Below are 19,766 nucleotides of genomic sequence, written 5' to 3'. Positions count from 1 at the left end.
GAATGGTTGATACACGTTGGCATGTTTGCCATACCCCATCATACTAGTGGGTCTACTACTGTCCTACTGTCCTACTGTCACATTACGTTTGGTTGTCAGCCATACCTGTATACACTTCATTCTTCGTGCCCTTATTCTGCTTCGCAAGTTGTTTGCCTGCGGCTGTCCATTTGAAGCCACTTCTCATCATTTCAGTTACCTGCTCCATCTCAACGATATCGGCATGATGTCCAAGTGAATTATAGAATACACGTCCTGCTCCCCAGCGCTTCGTCCATACTACGGGCATGTCTACAGGTCCATTGGCCGCGTGAGGACCACTTACGACAGGGAAACGAGTTGTAGCTAACACTTCTACTGCAGGGTCTACGTGAAGATAGTACTGCTCTGTTTTCACCTGAAAATCCTCAATGTGGTCAAGCAGTGGACTAGAGCCACGCTTCATATTAATGGTGTACTCCACCCCATCGTTACCTGGATGTGCGACCCACTGGCCACCTGTCATGAATTGCCAATCTACATTATTACGGAATGCATCACACATTCCACCATGAAGACCTGCCAAGCCTACACCACTCTGCACCGCCGCAGATACGTTGTTGACCAGTTCTTGTTCAATCTGTCCCATGGTCCAAAGTGGTACGATCAGATCAAGACCAAGCAGCTTCTCAGCGTCTGCATAAGCCTCAAGTGTATCCGACACCTCAACCTCGAACTGCTCTTCCTTCAAAATACGTTCAAAAATAGCTGCTACCTGCTCGGGTTCGTGTCCATCCCAACCGCCCCATACGATCAATGCTTTACTCATCACTTAATCACTCGCTTTCCTAAGATATCTTCACGTTTAACCTAAAAGCACTCAAACTTACATCTCTTCAAGGGATACCCAACGCCGCTCATCGATGGAGCGTTCAACAGCTTCAAGCACTGCTTGACAGGCTACACCGTCATGGAAACTTGGTGATGGCTGACGACCTTCTGATATCGCAGTAACTAGTTCTAACATCTCGTGAGTGAACGTATGTTCAAATCCAATCGTGTGTCCGGCAGGCCACCAGGCATCGGCATATTTGTGTGCTGGATCTGTTGCCAGTACACGCCGGAATCCTTGTACATCCTCTTCATCTTTGGTGAAATAAACTTCCAATTCATTCATGCGTTCGAAGTCGAACCGCACACTGCCGAGACTGCCATTAATCTCGAAGGAGTTAGTGCTGCGGTGACCGGCTGCAAAACGTGTAGCCTCGAAGCTTCCCAGTGCTCCATCTGCAAACTTCGCCAAGAACAGCGTTGCGTCATCGACGGTAACTTCGCCTTTCGGTGCATCGCTGGTTGCGTTGCCTTTGGCACTTAACCCTGTCATTTCCGAAGCCAGTGGGCGTTCTTTGATGAATGTCTCGCTCATACCGATGACTTCCTTGAACTCACCGACAAGGAAGCGAGCCAGGTCGATCAGATGTGCGCCGAGATCGCCATGCGAACCGGAGCCAGCGACTTCTTTTTGCAATCGCCATACGAGCGGAAAGGACGGATCCATAATCCAGTCTTGCAGGAAAAATGCACGGAAGTGATAGATCTTACCCAAGCGCCCACTCTGCACCAGATCTTTGGCTAACTGCACTGCTGGGGAGAAACGATAGTTGAACCCTACCATGTGAGCGATGCCCGCTTCCTCGGCAGCTTGGAGCATCTCACGTGAATCCGCTAGGGATAGTGCCAGTGGTTTCTCGCAGAATAGGTGCTTACCCTGACGTGCAGCTTCAATTGCAATCTCTTTGTGTGCATCACTTGGTGCGTTAATATCGATAAGATCAATGTCATCCCGCTTCACCAGTTCACGCCAATCCGTTACACTTTCAGACCATCCGAACTGATTAGCAGCCTCTTGTACACCTTGCTCGTTACGCCCGCAGATGACGGACATTTCAGGCTGCAAAGGCGCTGAAGGGAAAAACATCGGTAGACTTCGATAAGCATTACTGTGTGCCTTGCCCATAAATTTGTATCCGACCATTCCTACACGAAGATGTTTTGACATGATCATTTCCTCCTTGGGAATCAAGTTGTTTATCTACCATTAGCGGATCGATGAAGCACGTACAATTAACTCGGTGGGCAGCAGATGTCTGGTTGAGACTGAAGATAAACTGGAGACGTTCGCAGGCTGCGATCCTACCTTCTCGTCAATAAGTTTCCTGGCAGCAAGCTCCCCCATTTCATAAAAGGGAACCCGTACACTGGTTAACGGTGGAACCGCCATTTCGGCGGCATCGGAGTCATCGTACCCTACAAAAGCAGGAAAATCCTGAACCGATATGCCACGTTCACGCAACCCATGCATTACACCAATGGCCATCCGGTCGTTTGCTGCGAATACAGCATCAATCTCATGCAAACGATCAGCTATATGCCCTGCAACTTCCAGACCACTTCGTCTACTGTAGTTACCTTTCAATAACAGGCTGGAATCAAGCTCCATTTGGGCTTCCTGCATCCCCATCTGAACACCCTGCAACCGTTCTTGACTGTTGGAATAGCTGTCTGGTCCATTGAGAAAAGCTATCTTACGGTAGCCCTGATCGGTGAGATGGCGAATGGCTTGCCGGCTACCCTCAATATGATCCGCATCCACTTCCACGAACGATTGACCTGCAAAATGCTGATTCATAACGCAGAATGGATGCCCTTCCTGATGAAGCTGTTGCAATGCCGCCAGCTCTCCCGGATCGTCCCTCGCACCGAGAATGATGCAAGCATCTATCTTCTGTCTGCGGAACAGATCTGTATAATTCATGACCTCATCCGGTGTTCGAAACATGACGAGCAGATCCATTCCACTTTCCCGCGCTTTGTTCCCGATACCACTTAACATTTCTGAGAAAAAATAGGCAGAGAACAAATGAGCTTTGGGAACATAGGGCATCACAACACCGAGATTACCGCTTTTGCTCCTGGCAAAACTACGAGCGAGTGCACTTGGAACGTACCCAAGTTGCTCAGCAGCTTGAAGCACTTTGCGTTTGGTTTCCTCTTTGATCGGACCAACACCATTTAACACACGGGACACGGTAGCCTCAGAGACACCAGCAAGTTCAGCCACTTCTTTACGTGATGCCACGATGTTCACCCCCTTTGACTGAATTACATTGATAGGACATGACCGTTATTCATGTCAATATTCACATATAAGTTTTAAATTTCATCATTTTATGTACGCGCGTACATTTTCTCATGGGTTGTAAACGTTGTCAATGCTTTTGACACAAAAAAATGAGGATCTGCGAAAGGCAGAATCCCCATCTTTATTTGTTATATAGAAGGTCGATTAGTTAGAGCTTAGTTAAAACGCAATTGTCACTTACTTGATCCTATTTTCCAAGCCAGACTAGCCCTTAACCGTGCTCTGCTGAAGTCATTAGACTGTGGTCCACAGAAGATTGGCTAAACTCAGCCTGTTCCATCGTCTTCATATGATTTGGGATGCGATCAGACGGTTCTGGAATGGACTGGAGTTGTCTTACCTTGTGCAACACTTCCTTGTTCGGCAAGAAATGCTGTGAACGAATGAACCGGATCGTTTTCGTTTTGGCACGCATAACAATGGAATCCGTCTCAGCCCGATCATCCGCTAAATAACGTACCCCTCCCAGAATTTCGCCTGGGGTCACACCTGTTGCTGCAAAAATAACATCTTCCGTGCCAATCATATCTTGCATTGTTAATACTTTATAGGGGTTATCAATTCCCATCTGCAAGCAGCGCTGGAACTCGTCGGCATTGGCCGGCATTAAGCGACCTTGAATTTCGCCACCTAAGCATGATAATGCGGCAGCAGCCAGCACACCTTCAGGAGCACCACCAGATCCAACATACAGATCAATGCCCGCTTCCGGGAAAGCTGGAGCCATTGCACCTGCAACGTCGCCGTCACTGAGGAATTTGATCCGTACCCCAACCTTACGCAGCGTTTTGATGGTACTTTCGTGACGGACACGATCCAGAATCATGACAGTCAGATCCGAAATGTTTTTGTTTAGAGCGGCAGCCGCCTTTTCCAAAGTAACTTCAACAGGATCCTCAATGCTGACCTTGCCTACGAGAGCAGGGCCTACAGCTAGCTTCTCCATATACATGTCCGGTGCATGGAGCAGGTTTCCTTTCCCAGCTACCGCAATAACCGATAAAGCATTATTTAGGCCTTTAGCTACGATTTCTGTACCTTCCAGAGGGTCTACAGCTACGTCAACCTCAGGTCCTTCCGCGTTGCCCACTTCCTCACCGATATACAGCATGGGCGCTTCGTCCATTTCACCTTCACCGATTACTACCGTGCCGCGAATAGACACGGAATCGAACATGGCGCGCATGGCCAAAGTAGCCGCTTCATCTGCGCTGTTCTTGTCTCCTCTTCCCATCCATGGTGCTGAGGCTAAAGCAGCCAATTCTGTTACTCTGACAATTTCCAACGCCAGTTCGCGTTCCATTTTCCCACTTCCTTTCCAGTTTTCAAAAGCATACATTGAAAGCGTTGCTAAATCCATCGCAAATCCATATGGAAATGATCTAAAAACCGCGTAACAGCCCTATTTCTCAACTTTTTGCTCCATCGTGCCATTAGCAAGAAAGGACGGTTTTTTTACATTTTCAAGGTCTGTTTTGAAGCAAAAATGGAGTTGTATCTCTCATAATATCCATATCTCCGTTTCCTTTTAAACCATATAATTACATTATTAATTAAGCGACTGACAACATCGATGAATTTATACGTCATTAGTTCGATAAACAACGATTTTATAAGCGTATTCTTTCGAATACAGGAACCAAATTGAATGATTAGGAGAGATATCGAAAACGATTATAAACTTCATCTTATTGATTAATATAATCATTAATTCTAGAAATTTTAAGGTAAATAACTTAATACGTTCCGTTTAATCGCAAGGGTCATAAAACAGCTCCATAAGCCCCAAAAACCGCTTATGGATTTCTAAAAGCTTATAGACACAGCTTATGGCTGATATCGAAAATAATAAGTTTACATAATATTTATTACGTATGTTTAATACGAGTCAATTACAGTATTTTTTTAGATAGCTTCATTTCAAAGCCAACAAATGTTCAAAATATCGATGGAATGAATGCCTTATTTACAAGTTGGTGCTTCGCCCCCATCGTGTTCTCACCTTTTCAATCGAGCTTATTATGAAGATACACGGCCAAATGGAGCTAATCCTCGTGCCCAAAAGACGTATTAACGTGCCATCGATTCGTTAACATTCCGAAAATAGAATTTTGCCGCTATTAAGAGCAATCAGGTTCGTTAGAGATGAAGCTTCTTTTTTAGATAGCTAACTAGCACGAGCTTTACACAGAAAAGACCGGATGCGTTATGGAAAAATCCACTCCAGCACCCGGTCTTATTAACGTTATGATTCTAAGACTCCACTACACCATAATCATTTCGTTCCTTCTCCTTATTCTTAATAACCGTATCCGCTGCGCACAAGCTCTCTCCTGCCCGCTTTACGGCACGAAGTATACCGCCATATCCAGTACAACGACATAAGTTGCCGCAGAGACCAATTTCAATCTGTTCTTGCGTTGGCTGCGGGTGTTGATCCAGCAATGCTTTGGTGGATATCACCATCCCGGGCGTACAGTACCCACATTGGAATCCTCCTTCTTCAACAAAGGCTTGTTGAATCGGGTGGAGATCCCCTTGTTGTTCTCCGCTCAACCCTTCAATCGTTGTGATCTCACGACCTTGGCATTGATAAGCCATCATTAAGCAGGAATTGACTGGATCGCCATCGACCAGAACCATGCATGAACCGCAGCGACCTACCTCGCAAGATATTTTGGTACCGGTCAGATTCATATGTGTCCTTAGAATATCAACAAGCCTAGTCGTTGGACTGACCTGTAATCGCTGCTCTTCACCATTAATAACGGCTGTCCAGTAGTTACCTAGCGGTTCACTCATGAGGGTTGCACTCCTTCCTGTAGCGGTACATCGACTGGCTTCATCAGTTGTTCACGCGGCACAGGCAAGCGGTTCAACCATACACCTGTCGCATGTTGAATCGCAGCAGTTATTGCTGGAGCTAGCGCCACAGATCCAATCTCGCCAATCCCTCTTGGCCCAAACGGATCGCCCTCAGGTAGATCTTCAATTGCCTCTACCTTCAAGTCAGTATGAATATCTCGAATAGTCGGGATTAAGTAGGTATCAAGGTTGGTTGTTACATAGCGGCTATCCTGCATAAGTGCATCCTCAGTTAATGTAAATCCGAGCGCCATCACACTGCCGCCTTCAATCTGTCCAATGAAACCCATAGGATTGATGACAGGGCCTGCGGCAACGACATGGTGCGTATCCAGTAACTTGGCCTCTCCAGTTAATGTGTTCACTTCAACCTCTGCAGCAACGGCTGCATACGTGTATAGATAGTGGCCACCTACGACCTCATCTGGCGTTGTTGGGTATGCGAATTGTGTATCAAAAATCCATTCTTCCTCTTCACCTTGCTGCACTAAATCCTCATAGGAAATCAGCATTCCGGTTGACTGTAGCTGACCTTTCCGCCAGATCCCCCCAGGCCCGGTTACAAGTTCATCTTCTGCAAGTCCCACATGTGCAGCAGCGACTGACAACAGTTTTGAACAAAATGGTGTATGCAAACGTTGCAGTGCCATCCACGCCATCGTGGTTGAACGGGATGCGGTGCTGGAACCGCTATGAGGCACCCGATCTGTATCTCCTATGATGATGCTAAGATCCGACGTACTGCATTGAAACAAGTCACAGAGCATAATCTCCAACGTAGCGATGAGACCTTGACCAAACTCTTCGTAACTGAAAGCCACCTCAATCTTCCCATCCTTGTTCAAGGATATCCGGCCTCCAGCTGGATCAGGAATTCCATAGCCTAACCCTGCGCCATGCATAGCCAGAGCTGCACCAACTCCACGTTTGATCCATGGAGGAAGCGAAGCACTGGAAGATGACTGCTGATGTTTTTGCCATAAATCAGAGCGTTCCATTGCCTCCCACACCTGAGAGAGACCATCAGTAACGAGAATGCGCTGATTAAGCGGCCCGGGATCTGATTTACCTCTCATATTACGTCTCCTGAATTCCCATGGGTTCATTTTCATTATTTCAGCCAGACGATCGATCTGCCCTTCCATTGCAAAGATTGCTTGATTCCCACCAAACCCACGAAACTCTCCAGATAAACCGTTATTGGTATACACAGAGACCCCTTCCACATCAACATGCGGAATAGAATAGGGACCAAGACAATGCTCTGTTGCAAAATTAAGCACGGGCGCCCCTAACGTGGCATATGCACCGGTATCCGCCGTAATTCGAACTCGATGAGCCTGAATAATACCTTCGCGGCTCATACCTGTCTGCATCTCGATCTTCATCGGATGCCGTTTCAGGCCAGCACGAACAGATTCTTTCCGCGAATTATGCATCTTCACAGGACGTAAACAGCGAAGAGCTAAGAGTGCACCATAAGGCTGGACGTTCAATTCATCTTTTCCACCAAAAGAACCACCGATCGGTGAGGAGACAACCCGGATATCTTCCTCTGGACAACCAATAATTCGTGCGAGCTGCATCCGGTCTTTATACCCGTGTTGTGTAGCTGCATACACGTGAAGCCTACCCGCGTCATCCGGAACAAAAAGTCCACCTTCTGTCTCCATATATGCATGCATCTGGCGAGGTGTATAATACGTCTCACTCACCACATGTTCACAGGCTGCAAAAGCTTCCTCGATATTGCCACGTTTAATTTCGGTACGATGTAATACGTTGCCCGGTCCATGCTCATGCAGTTCAGGTGCACCTGGAGCAAGTGCTTCATCTGTACTGTCCAATGGAGCTAATTCTTCGTATTCAACACAAATGGCATCCAACGCAAGTGCTGCACGCTCAGGAGAGATGGCAGCCACCGCTGCAATCGCATCTCCAACATAACGTACAACATCCTCACAGAATACAGGTTGATCTGGAGTTGCGATGCCAAAACGATTCAGGCCAGGTACGTCTTTCGACGTAAGAACGGCCAGAACACCTTCCATAGCTTCCGCTTCGGTCGTATCAATTGAAATAATTCGTGCAAAAGGATAGACGCTTCGAAGCACTCTTCCATAGACCATTTCCGGGTGTGTCATATCCGTCAGATATTGGAGTTGTCCTGTCACTTTACCGATCCCATCTGGGCGCAAATGCCAGCGTTTCCCACTAACTTCTCGATTCAATAGCATCCTCGTCTCCCCCTTCCTGATCGGTTACATCCCAATCAATTCAATGCTTCCCACAGACCAGCACCAAGCAAATTGCCAGCAGTTTGTTTCCGATATTGTTCAGAGGCGAATGCATCGCCATACGTTATGAATTCAGTTATAACCGTCGATGCAAGAGCAGCTGCTTGCCCTACTGAGGCTACTTCATCACGAAGCAGCTGTTCAGACAGAGGTAGTCGCATTGCCATACCCGATCCTCCGCCAGCAGCGATCGCAATCTGTTTCCAACGACCATCCAGGCCAATTTCGCCATGCATTGCGATCGTCACTAGTGAAGCACTAAAGGTTTCACGCCGCCCTAACTTGCGATAGTAACTTATCTCCTTATTGATTGAACCATAGTGCTCAATTCCAGCCGACATCGAATCCTTGTCTTGCATCGGAATATGAATGGAGACCAGCACATCTTCCGGATTTCGGCGTCCGTCCTCTCCTCCATTTAGCCATGAGGCCAAGCTACACCTTTTCATACCTTGATCTGTCATCCAGTTTATCTCTGCATCGTAGACTAACAAGGCAGGGATTGTGTCACCTACACCAGAAACAATATTGCCACCTAACGTTGCCACGTTTCGGATGGAAGGAGCAGCAATCACGCGAATAGCCTCCTGCAAGAGCGGAAATTGTGCCACCATTGTATCTGCCTCACATCTGTTCAGACGAGTCAATGCACCAATCACCAACTGATGCTCTTCCATATATATATCACTTACGCCCGGAAGCCTGGAAAGGCATATCAAATGCTCAGGAGAAGCAATCAAACCACCTTCCCACTGCGTTCGAAGTAACGTTCCACCAGCAGCAAAGCAATATCTACCTTGAAGCCTACTCTTCAGCTCTCTCAGTTCATGTAAATCCTGGGGCTGCCATACTGTTGGTATTGCACCTGATCCGTACGCTGGCATGACCATCATCCCACTCCTTTCTCTCTCTTCATTTAACGGGAGGGTGGCTATGACCCATATGTCGTTGATACGTTTGATTAGATCTATTTTGCGACATGCTTTATAAGATCCGAATAATTGTTCAAATCATATTGGAGTACAGTTATAACGTCAATTATGTTTACATGCTTTTGGATAAATGTATAAAACAAAAGTTAGAATTGTGCTTAATGCATGGTAAACCGATTCAAATGTGACATAGGAAAACACAAATAGACCAGTCCATCGGACTGGCTGACCTATTAAGAGATATGGTTTAGATAATATAAGGTGATGTGAATTTTTCTCCTATCTATTCTATTTCAATGGATGTGTATCTCGGGATGAATGATCATACTCAATATGTCGCACGATCCGTTCTAACTCCTCTTCCGTATCCGCGTCCCAGAAGCTAGGAGCAGAGAAGGGGACGTATGTGCCGGTGAACTGGGGGTTGTGCATGATCCTCCGTGCACCCTCATCACCGCTAAGAGATAAGAGTTGACCAAGCAAATGGGAGCGAAAAGCTACAGGCGGTTTACCACCTGCGCAATCTGTGGCTGCAACATAATCGGATTGTTTATGAGTTTGGAAAATCGTTATAATCTCGTTTATCTGCGAAGTTTCTACAAGTGGCTGATCTGCCAGCATGATCATATACCCATCTGGCTCATATTGTTTGGCAGTTTGTAATCCACAATGTAACGAGTGAGCCATGCCCATGGCGTAATCATCACAGATGGAGATTAACAGCTTCGCTTCAGATTGATAAGCATAGGATGCTGAACTCAGCCACTCTCTTGGCATCCACGATAAGGTATCCTCTGGTTTGACAACACATATAACTCGCTCTAATGTTGAACCTAGCGCGGCTTCCAAAGACCAGGCTGCCAATGCCCTCCCGTCAGGCATCACCACTGATAACTTATCCCGACCCAGGCGAGTGCTTTTACCTGCTGCAAGCAGAATACCCGTCAGTCCCATGTTCGACCTCCTTCTGAGCCTTTCGACGCGCAGCGGCCACGCTCCGTTTACTGGCGATAAGCTCTGCTGCGATGCTAATAGCAATCTCATCCGGACCTTCTGCTCCGATGCTTAGCCCGACAGGAGAATGAACATGAGATAACGGTGGTAGTCCGTTTAATAGACGCTCTGTTCTTGTCTTCGAGCCCATAATACCTAAATATGCATACTCCACCTCGCTAAGTAGCTCCAGAATCTCTCGCTCCCTTGGGAATTGATGACTCATTAAGAGAATGTAGTCTTCTCTATTCAACTGAAGAGCAGAAAGAATCTCGCGCGGAAATCCTAGACACAGCCCTACGCCTGGAAAACGTTCAGCCGTACATAACGACTCTCTCCAGTCAGCAACGACGATGCGAAAACCTGCTAATTGAGCCAGCTTCACTACCGGAAGTACATCATTACCTGCCCCAATAATGACTAATCGGGGTTTAGCATAATAAGTGGAAGTAAGTAGAGAAGGTAAATCCCAAGGGTTGGCCTTCACTGAAGCTGATTCAAGTTTGGTTCCATTGTACACACTCTCTGTTTCTTTCAGTCTTGAAATAGGCTGAGGTTTAGCGTGGTCGCTGGATTCGTTAGCTCGAATATGCTCCGTTAGGGCACTCTGTTCCAATTCAAATATATAGGCTTTTTCATCTGCAATGCCTGTGAGACTCAGACGATAATCCATCTTGGAGAACCCTTGCTGAAATATACGTGTAAATTGAACAACAGTTCCCGTTTGTAAACATTCGTTCATCTTCACTAGCATGGATTGCAGGGTACCTTGAACTGGCTCAAGCAGAACAATGACCAAACCACCACAGCCCACCGTTTCACCCCATGACAGATCATCCTCAGGACGCATATCATATTCCACGATCTCTATTTGTCCAGTATCCAGAATGCGCTCCACACGAGCCTGTAGATCACTCTCCAGACATCCCGGGCTGATGCTACCGTACATGCTGCCATCTTCGGTCAAAAGCATAGAGACACCTTGTTTACGGTAAGCATGACCCTCTACCTTGATTGCTGTGGCAAGTACACAGCGTTTGCTACAAGTCGCTGCAATTGCACTCAGATCATGCATCTCCATATTCGTCTCCACCTTTCTTGTAAATCCGGCCAACCTTCACGAAGAATGCACTGTTTAGCTAGACTCCGAATTCGTCGTTATATCGGTTAAATCCGCTTCATCAATCTGGCAATGCTCTTGTCTGATTCGCGCAGGACAATGCCTCGATCAATGGTTTGGATCTTACGATGGTTGAGCACAATAGCTCCGTCTATAATGACGGTGTCTACACAGCTACGTGTCGCTGAGTAAACTACACGCGAATACACATCTGTCTCATATGAGGGATAGGTATGGAAATCATCCAAATCCAGCAGAACCATATCTGCCTTCTTGCCAACTTCAAGACTTCCAATCTCCTTGGACATGCCAAGCACTTCTGCACCTCCCATAGTTGCCATGCGCAGCACAGTACGTGCATCCATTACGGTAGGCCCATGTGGTACCTTTTGAATTAGCGCAGTTAGGCGCATTTCCTGAAACATATCTAGGTTATTATTGCATGGAGCGCCGTCCGCACCGATCCCTACCGCGATTTGTCGATTGAGCAGATCAGGAATATCCGCAATGCCAGAAGATAGCTTCATATTCGATCCGGGGCAGTGGGTGACTTTGACACCACGTTTACGGATAATCTGTTTCTCTTCTTCACTGAGCCACACACAATGAGCCAGTACCAGTCTAGGCGTAGCTAATCCAATATGATCAAGGTACACGATGTTACGCATACCGCGCTCGTGTTCAACCAATTCAATCTCTCCGCGATTCTCAGAAGCATGCGTATGCACCTTCACATGATATTGGTTCGATAAGTCACGAACTTCGATTAGCAGTTCTTCTGTGCAAGACACTACAAACCGTGGACAAAACGCATATTGAATTCGTCCACCGCCGAACCCGTTCCATTTCTCCAGCAGATCGACACTTTGTTGCAAGGAAGTAGCGGTATTTTCACGCAAAGGTTCAGGGACTTCATCACCATGATCCATCATGACCTTGCCAGAGATCACACGTATTCCACTCTCAGCCATGGCCTGAAACGCTGATTCGGTATGGTGCACAGTCTCCATATCCAGAATGGTTGTCGTTCCGCTTGAGATTAACTCGCCTAAGCCAAGCATAGCCGAATAATAGACGGACTCCTCATCATGCGCTGCTTCAAGCGGCCAGATTCGTTGACGTAGCCAATCCATTAATTCCAGATCATCCGCTCGTCCGCGAAACAAGGTTTGACACAGATGAATATGTGTCTGAACAAAACCAGGCAGGAGCACTTTGCCACGAGCATCTATGACTTGATCTGCTTCAACATTAATGTTCACGGCAATTTCTTTAATTTTGTTATCCTCGATTAGTAGATCTCCCGTGAATACGTCTTCCATCGCATTCATCGTGACCAACTGTGCACCTTTTAGTAGAATTGTTCCCATCGTAATCTCCCCCATCATATCGCGATCCGTCTCTATTTATTGGCTTTGTTACTATTTATCAATTGACTATCATTAAAATTAAAAGTGGGACGTTACCAGCCGATAGCCATACCATCGCCTCTTGGGTCTGCCGCTCCACTGATCATGCCATCCGCACGAATAACAATGCCTTGCGACTGTCCCATAACATCATCCCACGGTGCTCGAACTTCGACTTTATGTCCCCAACTTGTCAGGGTCTCGCATACGTCATTGTGATAACGGTTCTCCACACGCAGCTGATCATTCTTCTCTCCCCACGTTCGGCCATACAACCAGCGAGGCAAATTGATCGCTTCCTGAATCGTTAATCCATAGTCGATTACACCGGTAATCATAGATATTTGGGTCTGAGGCTGCCCCTCTCCTCCTTGTGTGCCTAGAAGCATATACGGTTTCCCGTTATGTGTGATGAGTCCAGGCATAAGTGTATGAAACGTTCTTTTGCCAGGCTCCAGTACGTTCACATCCAGCGAATTAAGCGAGAAAAAAGATCCACGATTCTGCATAATAATGCCTGTATCCCCGGGGACATAAGCGGAGCCAAAATCGAAATATAGACTTTGAATAAACGACACTGCGTTCCCTTCCTGATCCACCACTGCAGCATAAGCAGTATCCTGACCAATCATTTTAGACAAAAAGGGTTGAGCAACCGGCGGGAACGTGTGAATTTCATTCCATAGCTCATCCCCATATTCTTTGGATAAAAGACGATCTAACGGGATGTCTCTAAAGTCTGGATCTGTAAGATATCGATCCCTGTCGCGAAAAACCTTCTTCACCACTTCTGTCACAAGGTGATAGAACTCAGGTGATGTACGTGGTACTGAGGATATATCAACATGCTCCAGCATATTTAACATCATTAAGAGAGAAAAGCCTTGGGAATTGGGAGGCATCTGATGTACTTCATAGCCCCGGTATTCTGTGCTGATTGGCTTCACCCACTCGCCTTGGTGACTAGCAAAATCGATAGGTGCAAGCATGCCTCCATCTTCACGAATAGCTGATGTTAGTTGATTCGCCAGCTCTCCGTTATAAAAGCTCTCTCGACCATCGGTTTGAATCATACGCAGGGAAGAGGCAAGCTCAGGCTGAACTAATAGCTCTCCTTCTTGTAAAAGTGTGCCTAATGGAGCGAAGGATGCTCGAAGCGACGCCTGCTCCATAATCAATGCTTCATTACGTTCCAGCCATATACGGAGGTCACGTGATACGGGACACCCATTCTCTGCATAACGAATTGCGGGTTCGAGCAACTGCGCCCACGGTAGCCTTCCATATCGAGACCAGACTTCCCACCAAGCATCAACCATACCGGGCACGGTTATTGCACTTAGCACACCTCGCATGGGAATAGAGGTCATACCCATGGATTTGAAAGTATCTGCATTGATGCCTGTAGCAGCGCGCCCACTTCCGTTATAACCCGTAATTTCCCCCGTAGCTCCATCGTGCATAAGGAAGAAGGCATCTCCTCCTGGGCCTGTCATATGTGGATACACCACCCCGAGTGTTACACTTACCGAGATTGCTGCATCATAAGCATTTCCGCCCTGTCCGAGGATTGCGCTTCCCACAGCGCTCGCCAGGTAATGAGGAGAAGTCACCATATTCCCTCTTGATATTGGCATCTGATTCTGCATAAAACTCCTCCTTTCCCACTATAAAAATGTAGCTCCGTCTCTGCGCCTATATGGCTCCACCTACTTGCAAAAGCTACAACGATATGTCACTCAATCCTCATAGCCATACTTATAGAGCAAACGAACCAGTACCCGAAAACCATTCATCAAATCCATTTCAGTTGTAAATTCACGCGGATTGTGGCTAATGCCCTGTTGACTTGGCACAAAAATCATCGCTGTTGGACAGGCGGGATGGAAAATCTGTGAATCGTGTCCTGCCCCGCTGGGCATATGCAAATAAGATATTTGCTCACATTCACAGATCTCCTGGATATCTTGCTGGATCTTCTCATTCATGGGAGTTGGTGTAACCGAGAGGTGTTCTTCCCATTCCAAACGAAGCTGGTCATCAGCAGCAATACGGCGAAAATCCTTTAGCATATCCTGCCAACATTGATCTAAGTCCTCTTGTCTGACATGTCTAATATCAAGGGAGAATGTAGCTTTGGCGGCAACGACATTACCCACACCTGGCTCTGCCGTGATGCGACCCACTGTAGCTACGAACGGTTCGCCTGTCTGCAGGGCAATCCTTCGAACCGCAACAATCATGTCGGCTGCACCCGCCAGCGCATCTTTGCGCCATGACATGGGCGTAGTCCCTGCATGGTTTGCCTCACCTTTAACGGTAATGCTGTATCGCCTCTGTCCTACGATATCGGATACAATCCCAATGGAACGGGAGTGTCGTTCCAACACTTGACCCTGTTCAATATGAAGCTCAATAAATGCACCATAGGTTTGAGCAGCAGGCTTCAAGTCACACTCTGGTCCAAATCCAGCCCCGAAGATCGCTTCCGAGAAGGATACCCCCTGTTGATCAACCAGGTGCTGAACTTCCTCGAATGCTGTCACACCGGTTATGCTCCTTGATCCCCAGTATGCAAAGGGGAATCGGCTGCCTTCTTCTTCGCAGAGTGATACCACCTGTAGTGTCCGCTTCGGTCTGCCGAAGTGCTTGTGTAAGTATTCCAGCGCAAGGATGCCAGCTACAATACCATAAGCCCCATCGTATTTTCCGCCATGGACTACTGAATCAATATGAGAGCCCGTAACAATGGGGTTGGTAGCTTCTCCAGCCTCATCAGAGGCTGCCTCTTCCTTACTACTCAACGTCCCATATAAATTGCCTGACTGATCGAAAGCTGGAGCTAATCCCTTGTCTGCCATCTGTTTAGCTAGAGCATGCTGTGCTTCACACCAAGCGTTGTCATACAATAAACGAGTGACGCCGCCCTGTGAATCTGCTCCGTAGGTGGACAGCCAATCCAGCATAGCTTGTAATTCTACAAGCTCTAGTTCAGGTAAAGACATATTGGTCTTATCCGCCCCTGGTTGTGGTTGAACGTCAAATTCTGTCATCATTCAACCCCCTCTGTAATACGTCTTAGACCACATACCCTGGCTGAATAAATCGGCCCAAAGCGGTTCGCTTCATCCCGTTGTTGTAATGGGTATTAACTTTGTAACGTTAGCTTCCTCGGTATGTACTGTAGCCACCTGGAGCTATTAACAGCGGAATATGATAATGGCTTGTTGCATCCGATACCGTGAATCGAATCGGCACCACTCCCCATAACGGTTGCCCCATTTCTTCCAAAGGTCGCTGTGCATAATAGTTCTCGACATTGAACTGAATCTCATAAATTCCTTTACTCAGTTCGCCGTTCCCGATCAGTGGGGTGTCTAATCTTCCGTCGAGGTTGGTGATGGATTCTGCAATCTTGGTTCTAATTTCCTTTTCTTCATCCCAGGTTAGGGCATACAATTCAATTGCAACCCCATCAGCAGGAATGCCTCTGGATGTATCTAATACATGTGTAGTAATTCGTCCTGCAGACGCTTTAGTCATCATGCACCTTCTTTCTTGGAGGTGATTGGACGAATCTCAAGATCGTCTCGTGTCATGGAGAAACCCTGAAATCCATATGAAGGGTTAGGCTCTGTATACACAGCGTACTTATGAGAACTCTCACTTTCCTGATTTTCGCTCATAGCTTCTACCCATGTCCGGCTATTGGATTCAAAGGACACCTCAGACAATTGATCAAATCGACTTAGCAAACGGCGTCCAATCTGATACAGCAGATGTTGAATCGAAGCCGATGTACAATCATGAAATGCAGCAGCAGCTACATCTCTCACTTGCTCCGCAGGAACGTAACGTCCCCGTTCATCATGTATCCCATCTCTTGGATCTTCATAACGCCAATTCACATTCAGATAAAGAGCAAGCGGACTACGTGCTAATTCTGACGATGCTGTGTCCGTTTCACTTGTAAGATCTGTTAATTCACCACCTTGAACCTTGATGAGCCTAAGATCTGCAATACCGCTGAACTGATTGTTCAACTCTACGCGATTACCGACATGTTGTGCTTCAATCGCCGCCGTAGCTCGATCATTCTGTGAATAACGATATACGAGGTCACTGGCTCGATAACGACCTTCTGTGTGAATTAAAGTATCCTCAAAAAGGATCTGATCTCCCGTCATCTGAATCTTGCTAATCTGCGGATAGGTTACAAGAAATCGCTCACTAACGTATGCGAGAAACCCCTCCATTGTAGCGCCGGTATATTCGGCAGCATGCTTAAGAACGAACTGATTCATAGCTTCGGACGTAAGTGTGTCGGAATGATTCGCTTCAGCAAAAGAAGGTAATAAATGATCACCTTGTATCGCGACTTTCACATTCACCCCGAATAAAACATTACTCCTTCCCGTAAAGGGAGATTCAGGTATTACCTGTATTCCAGTTAACGGTTTTGCATAGGAACGATAGACCCAGATGTCCCCCTTACCGCAATACATCGTTCTTTGCTGCGTCTTCGCAGTTCGAACGACCAATTCATGTTCATCCCCCATCTGATCTATCCATTGCTCCAAACGAATCGAAGCAATTTTGAAAACCTCTTTGAGTGCCGAATGGAACTCCTCTTCTGGACTACGGCGATTACGTTGCCGGATGGCTTCTAGAATTGAATCTGCTGTATGACCCTTCACTGCCAATATAAAAGGAAAGCCGAACCGGCTTGTATATTCTCGATTTAATTCTCGGAGCTCGTTGTATTGCGCCTCGGTTAAATGATCAAGACCAGCCCCGGACTGTTCCTTCACCGAATGGTTACTCATACGAATTCTAGCTCCAAGATCAGGGTGTTTACGCAACAGTTGTAGCTGTACGTCCTCGTTTGAAACCAAAACCATGCTCGTCATAACTTTCATCATCTGTTCAAATGAATCGAATGGCCTTGTTGGCCATGTAAGCTCTGCCACCCAAGGTGATTCCTCAAATAAACCGCCAAACGTATGCACAAACTGCGTGATAGACCAGTTGTTTACGAGTTTAATGAAGTCGCTCATGTGATAACCTCCGGTCTACTGTGAATTGTTGTTCTTCATTTTACGTATCGCCCTATCACCCAGCAATGATATTGACGCACTTTTGTCATATAACATAACATGAAGTTTGTAATTTGGTTGTAATGCACGGAATGTATCTTAATCATAGTTGGAAAACACAAAAAAACCGTAACCTCTCTAGAGATTACGGTTGTTGATGTAAGGAATTATCCTATTGGAATGTTGCACAACGTTAATCCTGGTTTGCTTAACCCCTAATCGTGGTCTTATCACGAATAAACTTACGGAACGTGAATACCAGCTTTAATTTGAGAAGATCATTCGTTTTCTTAAAGTCCATCTGCAGCAAACTGCTAACCTTCTCCATCCGGTAGGTTACTGTATTCCGGTGTACAAACAGCTGCTTCGCCGCTTCGTTAATTAATCCATCATTTTCAATAAAAGATTCCAGTGTATTCATCAAGACCTGATTAGGGTCTCCTTCTCTTGCTAATAACGGCTCCAATACTTTGTTGCAATAATTCTCCATAATGTTATCCGGTACGTATTGAAACACATAGGCGAATTCCAGCATTTCAAACTGAAGGGCACGATCCTTCATCCCGAATCGACGCGCCAGCTGACGTGTATCCAAACATTCCTGGTATGCTTCACGGAGTGACTTCGGTTCATGCTTCATTTTGGAAATCCAAAAACGTGGGGAGGATTCCCCTTTGACCTCTTGTGCTTTCAGCACGTCAGCGAATCGACTAAGCAGAAAACTAGATAATTCCTCACCATAATCCCGACCCGTAGGGCAGGTATAGATAGACAGAATAGCATCTTCGATCTGAAAGTGCTGGGATGCCGTAAATTGCATTAACGGATTATATTGCAGCTCACGATGAATTTGTTTCAACAGTTTGCCCTCTGCAAAAACGGAAGGTTCAAGTGTAATCAATACACACTGATATGTGCCTTGGAAGAGATGTATACCCTTGTTTTCACTCAGCTTCGTTAATTCTTCAACACTTAACTTATGTTCCAAGTATTGTGTGAGCAACGTACGCATCTCGCCCTGCACTGTTGGATTAATATGTTCGCGATATGTCATATCCATATAAAACGCGAGTACATCTGCGGCTTGCTGAAACAACTCTTCCTCCGCTCGCAGCGAGAGGGCAGAATCCGTGAATACAAGCAAAAATCCGTATTGCTCATCGCTTTGCTTGATCGGTACACGATGACAACTACCTTGGTTCCACTTCACACGGTGCATAATGGATTTCCACGGCCAACCTTGAGCAATAGCATCACCCGCTATTCCATCACTGCCGTATAATACATGTCCGCGAGACCCGATTACAGCAATCGGGTAATTTAGTACGGTCGCAAGCTCTGCAAATACGTTCCGGTGCTCCTGTTGTTGCAGTGCAAAATGCATGAGCTTCTTCTGCTTCTGTACCACCTCATGCAGCAAGCGATGAGTTCGCTCGTGCTCTACTTTGAACAAGGCATTCATCTGATCTGAGAACGTGAATTGAAACGGAAGTTCAAGTAGTGGCAGACGTAAGCGATCGGCTTCTTCAATAATGCCCTGTGGAATACAATTCCAGAAACGCCCAAGCTTAATCCCAAGGCCTGCACAGCCACGTTCATTCAATTTACGCATCAGATGAAGGGCATCCGTTTCATTGTCTTTCATAATAAAAGCTGTAGTGAATAACAACTCTCCTGATTTAATCCAATCCGCGATATCTGGAGCGTCCATGACATTGACGGATTTCATCATCCGTGAAGTTCCCTCTCCACCTGCGACCAATTTCGCTTCGGACAAAGGATATACCTGCAAAGCTTCTTTTACCGTAAGTTGCATGGACATGACCTCCCATATATATAACAATAAAGGTTAAATAATCTGAATATATATTTC

Annotated in this window: 15 protein-coding genes; all 15 read right to left on the bottom strand. The window is 46.4% G+C overall.

What is annotated here, in order from left to right:
* Nucleotides 1-82 precede the first annotated feature (82 nt).
* Complete coding sequence (locus tag M3636_RS08130; RefSeq protein ID WP_128102160.1) at nt 83-808, bottom strand: ThuA domain-containing protein; 726 nt, start codon at nt 806-808, stop codon at nt 83-85.
* 57 nt (nt 809-865) lie between these two features.
* Nucleotides 866-2,038, bottom strand: a complete 1,173-nt coding sequence (locus M3636_RS08125) for a Gfo/Idh/MocA family protein (protein WP_128102159.1) — start codon at nt 2,036-2,038, stop codon at nt 866-868.
* 39 nt (nt 2,039-2,077) lie between these two features.
* Entirely contained in the window at nt 2,078-3,127 is a 1,050-nt protein-coding gene (locus tag M3636_RS08120) for a LacI family DNA-binding transcriptional regulator (RefSeq protein WP_128102158.1), read from the bottom strand.
* Nucleotides 3,128-3,392: 265 nt separating this feature from the next.
* Complete coding sequence (gene glpX, locus M3636_RS08115; protein ID WP_128102157.1) at nt 3,393-4,484, bottom strand: class II fructose-bisphosphatase; 1,092 nt, start codon at nt 4,482-4,484, stop codon at nt 3,393-3,395.
* 950 nt (nt 4,485-5,434) lie between these two features.
* Complete coding sequence (locus M3636_RS08110; protein WP_251382015.1) at nt 5,435-5,983, bottom strand: (2Fe-2S)-binding protein; 549 nt, start codon at nt 5,981-5,983, stop codon at nt 5,435-5,437.
* Nucleotides 5,980-8,283: a xanthine dehydrogenase subunit D gene (pucD, locus tag M3636_RS08105; RefSeq protein ID WP_251382014.1), complete on the bottom strand. Its 2,304-nt coding sequence runs from the start codon at nt 8,281-8,283 to the stop codon at nt 5,980-5,982. Before pucD ends, M3636_RS08110 begins: the two co-directional genes overlap by 4 nt.
* A gap of 35 nt (nt 8,284-8,318) precedes the next feature.
* Nucleotides 8,319-9,227 (bottom strand): FAD binding domain-containing protein, encoded by a 909-nt coding sequence (locus M3636_RS08100; protein ID WP_164848705.1) that lies wholly within the window; start codon nt 9,225-9,227, stop codon nt 8,319-8,321.
* 336 nt (nt 9,228-9,563) lie between these two features.
* Nucleotides 9,564-10,229 carry an NTP transferase domain-containing protein gene (locus M3636_RS08095; RefSeq protein WP_164848704.1) on the bottom strand — a complete coding sequence of 222 codons (666 nt, stop codon included), beginning with the start codon at nt 10,227-10,229 and terminating at the stop codon, nt 9,564-9,566.
* Complete coding sequence (locus M3636_RS08090) at nt 10,195-11,349, bottom strand: XdhC family protein (RefSeq protein WP_251382013.1); 1,155 nt, start codon at nt 11,347-11,349, stop codon at nt 10,195-10,197. Before M3636_RS08090 ends, M3636_RS08095 begins: the two co-directional genes overlap by 35 nt.
* 86 nt (nt 11,350-11,435) lie before the next feature.
* Complete coding sequence (locus M3636_RS08085; RefSeq protein ID WP_128102153.1) at nt 11,436-12,758, bottom strand: 5'-deoxyadenosine deaminase; 1,323 nt, start codon at nt 12,756-12,758, stop codon at nt 11,436-11,438.
* A 92-nt stretch (nt 12,759-12,850) separates the two neighbouring features.
* On the bottom strand, nt 12,851-14,446 hold the full coding sequence (ggt, locus tag M3636_RS08080; RefSeq protein ID WP_251382012.1) for a gamma-glutamyltransferase: 1,596 nt from the start codon (nt 14,444-14,446) through the stop codon (nt 12,851-12,853).
* A 90-nt stretch (nt 14,447-14,536) separates the two neighbouring features.
* A complete protein-coding gene (locus tag M3636_RS08075; protein ID WP_251382011.1) occupies nt 14,537-15,850 on the bottom strand; it encodes a Zn-dependent hydrolase in 1,314 nt (437 codons plus the stop codon).
* A gap of 109 nt (nt 15,851-15,959) precedes the next feature.
* A complete protein-coding gene (uraH, locus tag M3636_RS08070) occupies nt 15,960-16,343 on the bottom strand; it encodes a hydroxyisourate hydrolase (RefSeq protein WP_251382010.1) in 384 nt (127 codons plus the stop codon).
* Nucleotides 16,340-17,854: a 2-oxo-4-hydroxy-4-carboxy-5-ureidoimidazoline decarboxylase gene (uraD, locus tag M3636_RS08065; RefSeq protein ID WP_251382009.1), complete on the bottom strand. Its 1,515-nt coding sequence runs from the start codon at nt 17,852-17,854 to the stop codon at nt 16,340-16,342. The genes uraH and uraD overlap by 4 nt, the downstream gene beginning before the upstream one ends.
* Before the next feature lie 247 nt (nt 17,855-18,101).
* Entirely contained in the window at nt 18,102-19,709 is a 1,608-nt protein-coding gene (locus M3636_RS08060; protein ID WP_251382007.1) for a PucR family transcriptional regulator, read from the bottom strand.
* Nucleotides 19,710-19,766: the final 57 nt, after the last annotated feature.

The organism is Paenibacillus sp. MER 99-2, assembly GCF_023714095.1.
In the GTDB taxonomy this organism is placed as follows: domain Bacteria; phylum Bacillota; class Bacilli; order Paenibacillales; family Paenibacillaceae; genus Paenibacillus.
Note: the sequence above shows the minus strand (reverse complement) of the source record. Positions and strands in the feature narration are given on the sequence as shown.

Coding starts and splice junctions, on each gene's coding strand:
- pucD (WP_251382014.1), bottom strand. CDS start 8,283: ATGCTATTGAATCGAGAAGTTAGTGGGAAACGCTGGCATTTGCGCCCA.
- M3636_RS08090 (WP_251382013.1), bottom strand. CDS start 11,349: ATGGAGATGCATGATCTGAGTGCAATTGCAGCGACTTGTAGCAAACGC.
- uraH (WP_251382010.1), bottom strand. CDS start 16,343: ATGATGACTAAAGCGTCTGCAGGACGAATTACTACACATGTATTAGAT.
- M3636_RS08085 (WP_128102153.1), bottom strand. CDS start 12,758: ATGGGAACAATTCTACTAAAAGGTGCACAGTTGGTCACGATGAATGCG.
- M3636_RS08060 (WP_251382007.1), bottom strand. CDS start 19,709: ATGCAACTTACGGTAAAAGAAGCTTTGCAGGTATATCCTTTGTCCGAA.
- M3636_RS08130 (WP_128102160.1), bottom strand. CDS start 808: ATGAGTAAAGCATTGATCGTATGGGGCGGTTGGGATGGACACGAACCC.
- glpX (WP_128102157.1), bottom strand. CDS start 4,484: ATGGAACGCGAACTGGCGTTGGAAATTGTCAGAGTAACAGAATTGGCT.
- M3636_RS08110 (WP_251382015.1), bottom strand. CDS start 5,983: ATGAGTGAACCGCTAGGTAACTACTGGACAGCCGTTATTAATGGTGAA.
- M3636_RS08075 (WP_251382011.1), bottom strand. CDS start 15,850: ATGACAGAATTTGACGTTCAACCACAACCAGGGGCGGATAAGACCAAT.
- uraD (WP_251382009.1), bottom strand. CDS start 17,854: ATGAGCGACTTCATTAAACTCGTAAACAACTGGTCTATCACGCAGTTT.
- M3636_RS08100 (WP_164848705.1), bottom strand. CDS start 9,227: ATGCCAGCGTACGGATCAGGTGCAATACCAACAGTATGGCAGCCCCAG.
- M3636_RS08125 (WP_128102159.1), bottom strand. CDS start 2,038: ATGTCAAAACATCTTCGTGTAGGAATGGTCGGATACAAATTTATGGGC.
- ggt (WP_251382012.1), bottom strand. CDS start 14,446: ATGCAGAATCAGATGCCAATATCAAGAGGGAATATGGTGACTTCTCCT.
- M3636_RS08095 (WP_164848704.1), bottom strand. CDS start 10,229: ATGGGACTGACGGGTATTCTGCTTGCAGCAGGTAAAAGCACTCGCCTG.